This is a genomic window from Aeromonas sp. MdU4 (assembly GCF_041929505.1).
Classification (GTDB): domain Bacteria; phylum Pseudomonadota; class Gammaproteobacteria; order Enterobacterales; family Aeromonadaceae; genus Aeromonas.
Genome location: NZ_JBHFMW010000049.1, coordinates 1 through 928 on the forward strand (window position 1 = coordinate 1; position 928 = coordinate 928).

Here is a 928-nt window from a genome sequence, read left to right on the forward strand (position 1 = left end):
ACCCTGATTGCCCCGATCGCGATGGACGACGGCCTGCGTTTCGCTATCCGTGAAGGTGGCCGTACCGTAGGTGCTGGTGTTGTAGCTAGCGTAATCGCCTAATCGATTCGTTATATACAAACATGAAAAGGGGTGGCTTCGGCCACCCCTTTTATTTTTGGGGCTATTTATGCCCTGTGAGATACTGGGCGAAACCATTGATAGAGGTAGTTTCCGTGAGCAAAGCCGCCATTTTTCTGGATCGTGACGGTGTCATCAATGAAGACACTGGTTATGTGAGTCAGGTAGATGATTTCCATTTTCTGCCCGGGGTGATCGACGCCCTGCAGCTGTTAAAGAAAAAAGGGTATCTGTTGGTTGTCGTCACTAACCAGTCCGGAATCGCCCGCGGCTACTTCAGTGAAGATGACTTCATGAATCTGACGGAATGGATGGATTGGTCACTGGCTGATCGGGATGTGGATCTCGATGGCATCTATTTCTGCCCCCATCACCCGGATCACGGCGCCCCCTGTGATTGCCGCAAACCGGAACCCGGCATGTTGCTGTTGGCTCAACAGGAGCTGGGGATCGACATGAGCCGTTCCTATATGGTTGGTGACAAGCCTTCTGATCTGAAAGCGGCCATCAATGCCAAGGTCGGGTATAAAGTGTTGGTCAAAACGGGAAAACCGGTGACTGATGCCGGTATCGCATTGGCTGATGCCATCTATGACAATCTGCACGCGTTTGCCGTTACAGTGCCCGTAGCAGGCTGATTTCGTTCGCATAATAGACGTATTGATGGCTTTGTGAGCGAACGAATGGTGGAAGCCATCTTTTTGCAATTATCTGCTTGCCAGAAAGATTCAACTCCCTATAATGCGCCTCCATCGACAGGGCAAGCGGCAACGCAAACAACCTCGTCGGTAACCTCGAAAAGCCTTTG

General features: G+C 51.2%; 3 protein-coding genes. 2 read left to right on the top strand and 1 reads right to left on the bottom strand.

Going from position 1 to position 928, the window contains the following annotated elements; all coding sequences use genetic code 11:
- Positions 1 to 102, top strand: a 102-nt coding sequence (locus ACE1BR_RS22505; protein ID WP_019446595.1) for a hypothetical protein, incomplete at its 5' end; no start/stop codon positions are given.
- Positions 103 to 215: 113 nt separating this feature from the next.
- Entirely contained in the window at positions 216 to 758 is a 543-nt protein-coding gene (gmhB, locus tag ACE1BR_RS22510; RefSeq protein WP_374874233.1) for a D-glycero-beta-D-manno-heptose 1,7-bisphosphate 7-phosphatase, read from the top strand.
- On the opposite strand, the gene ACE1BR_RS22515 is transcribed toward gmhB, so the two are convergent.
- Positions 736 to 928: hypothetical protein (locus tag ACE1BR_RS22515; protein ID WP_374874235.1), on the bottom strand; the 193-nt coding region annotated here is incomplete at its 5' end. The two genes, gmhB and ACE1BR_RS22515, sit on opposite strands and share 23 nt — an antisense overlap.